Here is a 7,436-nt window from a genome sequence, read left to right as displayed (position 1 = left end):
TTATTAAATCCACAATAAAGTGAATACATTATTATACATAATAGCAAAAATTAACAATTATTTATTTTTTTAAGAAATTTTTAAAAAAAATTATGAATAATTATGTTAAAAAATTGTAAGAAATTTTTGTTTACTTATATTTGAATAAACAAAAAAATACAGCCTATAGATTTAATTCTACTTTAAAAATTAACAATTGCTACTATGAACTATGAAGACGACTCTTTATTAATCCAAGATTATTTAAGAGGTAATGAAAATGCTTTAGAAACATTGATAGAGAAATACAAAGGAAGAATCTATAGTTTTATATACTCTAAAGTCTTAGATAAAGATGTCACTGAAGATATATTTCAGGACACTTTTATCAAAGTAATCCTTACATTAAAAAGTGGACGATATAACGAAGAAGGTAAATTTTTGCCTTGGGTTATGCGTATTGCTCACAATTTAACTATTGACTATTTTCGATCAAACAAAAGAATGCCAACGGTTAGCGAAACTGTTGGTTACAATGAAGAATATAATATTTTTGACTTTATTGGTATAAGTGATGAATGTTCTGAAACTAAAATCATTAAATCACAAATTGAAAATGATTTAAGAAATTTAGTCACTCAGTTACCAGAAGATCAAAGAGAAGTATTAGAACTTAGAATATTTAAAGAATTAAGTTTTAAGGAAATTGCAGAAGAAACTGATGTTAGTATAAATACAGCATTAGGGAGAATGCGATACGCTATTATCAATCTTAGAAAAGTGATTTATAATAATAACATTATTTTAACAGTTGATTAAAAAATAAACTTATCTTATTAGCGTTTTTTAAGTAAAATAAGTTATTTATGATTGGATTTTATTCAGAAAATCAAGAACCGCAACAGTTTACTATAATCAAAATATTATCTTTTTCAAAGGCAATTAAGTTTATTAAATCAACGATATTACATGAGGATTATATCATTAATTTAAATTAATTTATTTTAATAAAGATTAGAAAAGCCTGAAATTTTATAAATTTTAGGCTTTTTATATATCTATAATTTGAAACAAAAAAAGACTACTTAAATAAGTAGTCTTTAATATTTATAGAAAATTTTTATTTTGCAACAAATGTTGACGCAATACTCAGTTCATCCATTTGAGTTTGGTCAATCGGAGATGGAGCATCAATCATGACATCACGACCTGAATTATTTTTAGGGAATGCGATGTAATCACGAATTGTTTCAGAACCATCTAAAATTGATACAAAACGGTCAAAACCGAATGCTAAACCTCCGTGAGGTGGCGCTCCGTATTTGAAAGCGTTCATTAAGAAACCAAATTGCGCTTCTGCTTGTTCTGGCGTAAATCCTAATAATTCAAACATTCTTGCTTGAACTTCTTTATCGAAAATACGAATAGAACCTCCACCGATTTCATTACCATTTAATACTAAATCGTATGCATTTGCACGAACTTCACCTGGATTAGTTGCAATTAATTCCATATCCTCTGGTTTTGGAGAAGTAAATGGATGGTGCATTGCGTGATATCTTTCAGATTCTTCGTCCCATTCTAATAATGGAAAATCGACAACCCATAATGGTGCAAAAACTTCTGGATTACGTAATCCTAAACGCTCTGCAATTTCCATACGTAAAGCCGATAATTGCGCACGAACTTTGTTTGTATTTCCTGACATTACCAACATTAAGTCACCTCGTTTTGCGTTCATACGCTCAGCCCAAGCTGCTAAATCTTCTTGTGAATAAAATTTATCTACAGAAGATTTGAACGTTCCGTCTTCGTTATAACGTGCCCAAACAAGTCCAGTTGCCCCAATTTGAGGACGTTGAACCCATTCAATTAATTTATCAATTTCTTTACGTGTGTAAGCATTACAACCTTCGGCAGCAATACCAACAATTAATTCTTGCTCATCAAAGATTTTAAAATCTTTTCCTTTCGCTAAGTCTGTAATTTCACCGAACTCCATTCCAAAACGGATATCTGGTTTATCATTTCCATAAAGCCGCATTGCTTCTGCAAATGTCATTCTTGGAAATTGATCAAATTCTAAACCTTTAAAAGTATGTAATAAATGTTTAGCTAAACCTTCGAAAACATTCATGATATCTTCTTGTTCAACAAATGACATTTCACAGTCAATTTGTGTAAACTCTGGTTGACGGTCTGCACGTAAATCTTCGTCACGGAAACATTTTACAATTTGAAAATAGCGGTCAAGACCTCCTACCATTAATAATTGTTTGAATGTTTGTGGCGATTGTGGTAATGCATAAAATTCACCTGGATTCATACGAGATGGAACCACGAAATCACGCGCACCTTCTGGCGTAGATTTGATTAAAACTGGAGTTTCAACTTCTACAAATTCTTGTGCATCTAAATATTTACGCACTTCCTGCGCAACTTTAGAGCGGAAGATTAATTTTTCTTTTACTGGATTACGACGAATATCTAAATAACGATATTTCATACGGATATCTTCTCCACCATCTGTATTATCTTCAATTGTAAATGGAGGCAATGCAGATTCATTCAAAATTGTAATGTTTTCTGCTAAGATTTCAATATCCCCTGTTGGAATGTTTGGATTTTTTGAAGCTCTTTCGATTACAGTTCCTGTAACTTGAATTACGAACTCGCGTCCTAAATGACGAGCAGTTTCAAATAATTCTTTCGAAGAACGTTCTTCATCTAAGATGATTTGTGTAATTCCATAGCGATCACGTAAATCGATCCACATCATAAAACCTTTGTCACGTAGCGTTGATACCCAACCGCTTAACGTTACTTTTTCATTAATGTTGGCTTGTGTTAATTCACCACAAGTATGAGTTCTAAACATTTGTCGTCAAATTTATTGAACAAAGGTAAAGTTTTGAGGTGAAATAAAGAAGTTATATAACTTATTTGAGAAAATAAATTTAATAAAAAGAAGCGATTCAATTTTGAATCGCTTTAACTATTATGAATTTTGATTTCTCAACTTACTATGTTTATAACCGTAAGTGAAATAAATTGTTAAACCAATTGCAATCCAAACCAAGAAGATCATCCAGTTTTTCAATCCTAATTGCGCCATCATATAAAAACAACACAACATTCCTGCTAACGGAATAATAGAAGTTCTTTTGAAAAATGTTCTAACTACCATAAAAACATAAATCATTAAGAATAGAATCATTGGAATTTTGTGTTTGAAAACATCCCAACCTTTTTCCATCTTCTTATCTTCATAAACTGGTAATTTGCTCAACGTAGATTTATATTGTTCTAGTGATAATTGTGCCAAATAATCATCCAAAAATTCAATTTCAGATCCTGTTAATTCATTAATTGTTGCATAAGAATCTTTTAATTCTTTTGGCGATAACGAGCTTACAAAATGTTCAACTGGCATAGGTTGCGGTTTATTCGTAAAGAAATCAATCGAATCATCTTTAAATGTTGTTGCGCATAAAAATACAATCACAGCAGTTACAATTGGCATAATGTATTTTGCATTGATAAAAGGCGTTTTAAAATTTCCTCTTTTCGCATTTGGATCGGCATCCATACGAAGTACAGCAGCACAAACTAACACAAAAGCAAACAAAGTTCCGATAGAACAAGCATCAACAACCAATTCCAAATCTGTAAATAAAATAGGAACTCCAACTACAAATCCAGTAAAAATAGTTGCAAAAGAAGGCGTTTTAAATTTTGGGTGAATGGTAGAAAATTTCTTTGGCAATAAACCATCACGAGACATTGTCATCCAAATACGAGGTTGTCCAATTTGAAAAACAATAAATACACTTGCCATCGCTACTACAGCAGAAAAAGCAATAATTCCTGCCAACCATTTTAAATCTTGAATTTTATCGAAAACATACGCCAAAGGATCTCCAACATTCAATTCAGAATAATGAACCATTCCCGTAATCACCAAAGCAATCAGTACATATAAAACAGTACAAATAATAATTGAAGCAAAAATTCCACGAGGCAAATCACGCTTCGGATCTTTACATTCTTCCGCAGTTGTACTAATCGCATCAAACCCAATATAAGCGTAAAAAACAGAAGAAACTCCAGCCAAAACACCTCCTATTCCATTCGGTGCAAAAGGATTCCAATTATCAGGATTCACATAAAAAGCACCAACCACAATTACCAAAAGTACCACTGCTAATTTTAACACAACCATTGCGTTACTTGCTTTTCTCGATTCATTAATTCCACGATAAACCAAAGCTGTAATCAAAAAAGTAATGATTAATGCAGGAATATCCACCACTAAATTAAATCCTAAATATGGAGCATCTTTGAAAGCTAAATATTTCGGAATCTCTTGTGCATAAGGCGAATTTGCAATTCCTTCTAATGTTTTACCTTTCGCTAATTCATTCGAAACAAACTCAAAACCTTCTCTCGCAGTGAAATAATCCATTGTCATCCATTCTGGCAGATGCAATCCCATTCCGGAGAGCAAGGTGGTAAAATAATCACTCCACGAAATCGCGAGAACAATATTTCCAATCGCATATTCCATAATCAATGCCCAACCAATTACCCAAGCAAATAATTCTCCAAATGCAACATAGCTATATGTATACGCACTACCCGAAACAGGTACTAACGAAGCAAATTCTGCATAAGCAAATGCTGTGAAACCACAGGCTATTGCTGTAAAAATAAATAAGAAGATAACTGCTGGTCCACCTTCAAAGCTTGCTCGACCAATAGTACTAAAAATACCAGCTCCAACAATTGCGGCGATACCAAAACCTGTTAAATCTCGAACACCTAAAGTTCTTTTCATTGTAGTCGTGTTCTTTGCAGATTCTGCTAAAATGGATTCGACAGATTTTTTTCTGAATAATTGTGACATAATTTATTTAAAAACGGGCAAATATAAAAAAGACAATCCCAAAATCGGATAGAATCCGTATAAATATTGGTTTTTTATTCAAATTTTCTTTTTTATTCTGCTTGGTTAGATTAATTTTAAATTTAATTCAAAAAATTAACATGAAACAATTTTTATTTGCAATTGCTTTAACTGCTACTTTAGTAAGTTGTGATTCTACAAAACCAATTTCTCAGGAGAAATATCAAAAGAGTCTTGTAAAATATACAGACAAAATTTCTGAAGCTGAATTAAAAAAACAGCTTTACATCATTGCTGCGCCTGATATGGAAGGTAGAAATGCTGGAACTGAAGGCGAAATAAAAGCGGGAAACTATATCTCTAATTATTACAAAGAATTAGGAATTAATGGACCAAATAATAATTATTTCCAAATTATTCCTGCTGGAACTTTTAACCGAGTAAAAGGTCAAATGAGAAATGTGATGGGATTCATCAAAGGATCAGAAAAACCAGAAGAAATTGTGGTGATTTCGGCACATTATGATCACGAAGGAATAAAAGATGGAAAATTATATGCTGGTGCTGATGATGACGGTTCTGGAACTGTTGCTGTGATGGAAATTGGTCGTATTTTCCGCGAAGCTGAGAAGAAAGGAATCCGTCCAAAACGTTCGGTTTTATTGTTACATGTTTCTGGTGAAGAAAAAGGTTTATTAGGTTCTAAATATTATTCGGAGCATCCAATTTTTCCTCTTGCAAATACAATTGCAAATGTCAATATTGATATGATTGGGCGCGTAGATTATGAGCACAACGAAAAAACAAGAGATTTTGTGTATGTTATTGGATCTGAAATGTTGTCTTCTGATTTACACAAAGCTGTTTTAGCGGCAAATGATGGTCTAGGAATTGATTTGGATATGCGTTACAATACACCAGATGATCCAAATCGTTTTTATTATCGTTCGGATCACTACAACTTTGCAAAACATAATATTCCGTCTGTTTTCTTTTTCAATGGAGTGCACGATGATTACCACAAACCAGGAGATACGCCAGATAAAATTGAATATGATTTATTGACACGTCGTACAAAATTAGCTTTTAATACAATTTGGATTTTAGCAAACGCCGAAAATAGACCAGTTGTAGACAAAGAATCTCCAATGCCTTCGACAAGATAATTATTAAGAATATAAAGGACACTATCTCACAAACTGTGTAAGTAAAATAACTTGGGTTGAACAACTTAAGTCATTTTTTATTAACTTTAAAAACACAGTTTGTTATGAAGGAAGAATTATTTTCAGAAGAATTTTTCAAGCAGTTTAAAACTAGCGAAGAATTATCAAGTTTTTTACAAAACCTTCAAAAACGCGCAATCGAAACGATGCTCAAAGGTGAATTGGACGGGCATTTGGATTATCCTAAACACGATAAATCGAAAGATACGAATAGTCGAAATGGCTATGGCACAAAGACGATCAAAACGAGTTTAGGCGAATCTGAAATTCAGGTTCCCAGAGATCGCGAAGCGAGTTTTAATCCAATGTTGATTCCCAAACGCAAAAGCATGGTTGATGGCTTAGAAAACATCATTGTATCGCTTTATGCCAAAGGAATGAGCGTTTCGGATATCGAAGAACAGATTCGCGAAATGTACAATTTCGAGGTTTCTACATCCACCATTTCACGCATCACTGAGGCGGTTACCGCTGACATTATTGCTTGGCAAAATCGCCCATTAGGACCTGTTTACTTGATTGTTTGGATGGATGGAATCGTTTTCAAAGTTCGCGAAAACTCAAAAATCATCAATAAAACCGTTTATATAGCGGTCGGATTAAGAACCGATGGTTTGAAAGAAGTTTTGGGCTTGTGGCTTGGTAAAAACGAATCATCATCCTTCTGGATGAGCGTTTTAACGGATATGAAAGCGCGCGGTTTAGAGGATATTTTAATCACTGCTACGGATAATCTGAATGGTTTTACGGATACAATTCGAACAATTTTTCCTGAATCTAAAACTCAAATTTGTGTCGTTCATCAGATCAGAAATGCATGTAAATTTGTAGTTTGGAAGGACAAAAAAGAATTCACAGCTGATATGAAATTGATTTACACAGCTCCCAACAGGCAAGCTGCTGAAGCGGCTTTGGAAGATTTTGCAATGAAATGGGAGTCTAAATATTCGTACGCTGTAGCCAGCTGGAGAAACAATTGGGAAGATTTGAGTGTCTTTTTCGAATTTCCTTTAGAGATCAGAAAAATCATTTACACAACTAATCTTATTGAGAATTTGAACGAAAAAATCAGAAAATACACCAAAAATAAATTATCATTTCCAACCGACGAAGCTGTTATGAAATCCGTATATTTGGCGGTAAGAGAAGCAACCAAAAAATGGTCTATGCCAATACATAATTGGGGAATTATTTTACATCAATTCTTGAATTTATATCAAAAAAGGGTTAGAATTTAAAAATATCCTAACCCAAGTTATTTATAACTTACACACTTTAAAGGAGAGTGCCATATAAAGCCAAAAAATCCCTTCAATTGAAGGGAT

Annotated in this window: 5 protein-coding genes; 3 read left to right on the top strand and 2 right to left on the bottom strand. The window is 32.9% G+C overall.

Annotated features, from left to right (window positions below; genetic code table 11):
• The first annotated feature begins 204 nt into the window (after nt 1–204).
• Entirely contained in the window at nt 205–798 is a 594-nt protein-coding gene (locus B4E95_RS09815) for an RNA polymerase sigma factor (RefSeq protein WP_291072674.1), read from the top strand.
• 301 nt (nt 799–1,099) lie between these two features.
• On the opposite strand, the gene aspS is transcribed toward B4E95_RS09815, so the two are convergent.
• Nucleotides 1,100–2,857: an aspartate--tRNA ligase gene (gene aspS, locus B4E95_RS09810; RefSeq protein ID WP_291091373.1), complete on the bottom strand. Its 1,758-nt coding sequence runs from the start codon at nt 2,855–2,857 to the stop codon at nt 1,100–1,102.
• Nucleotides 2,858–2,977: 120 nt separating this feature from the next.
• Nucleotides 2,978–4,885 (bottom strand): amino acid permease, encoded by a 1,908-nt coding sequence (locus B4E95_RS09805; protein ID WP_291091372.1) that lies wholly within the window; start codon nt 4,883–4,885, stop codon nt 2,978–2,980.
• Between the two features lie 140 nt (nt 4,886–5,025).
• Here B4E95_RS09805 and B4E95_RS09800 point away from each other — a divergent pair, with 140 nt between their 5' ends.
• Together B4E95_RS09800 and B4E95_RS09795 are read left to right on the top strand one after the other, a co-directional pair.
• Nucleotides 5,026–6,051 carry a M28 family peptidase gene (locus B4E95_RS09800; protein ID WP_291091371.1) on the top strand — a complete coding sequence of 342 codons (1,026 nt, stop codon included), beginning with the start codon at nt 5,026–5,028 and terminating at the stop codon, nt 6,049–6,051.
• Between the two features lie 104 nt (nt 6,052–6,155).
• Nucleotides 6,156–7,349 (top strand): IS256 family transposase, encoded by a 1,194-nt coding sequence (locus tag B4E95_RS09795; protein ID WP_291091370.1) that lies wholly within the window; start codon nt 6,156–6,158, stop codon nt 7,347–7,349.
• The last annotated feature ends 87 nt before the right edge of the window (nt 7,350–7,436 follow it).

It is taken from the genome of Empedobacter sp. UBA7494 (assembly GCF_002478465.1).
In the GTDB taxonomy this organism is placed as follows: domain Bacteria; phylum Bacteroidota; class Bacteroidia; order Flavobacteriales; family Weeksellaceae; genus Empedobacter; species Empedobacter falsenii_B.
This window is presented reverse-complemented; position numbering and strand designations above follow the sequence as displayed.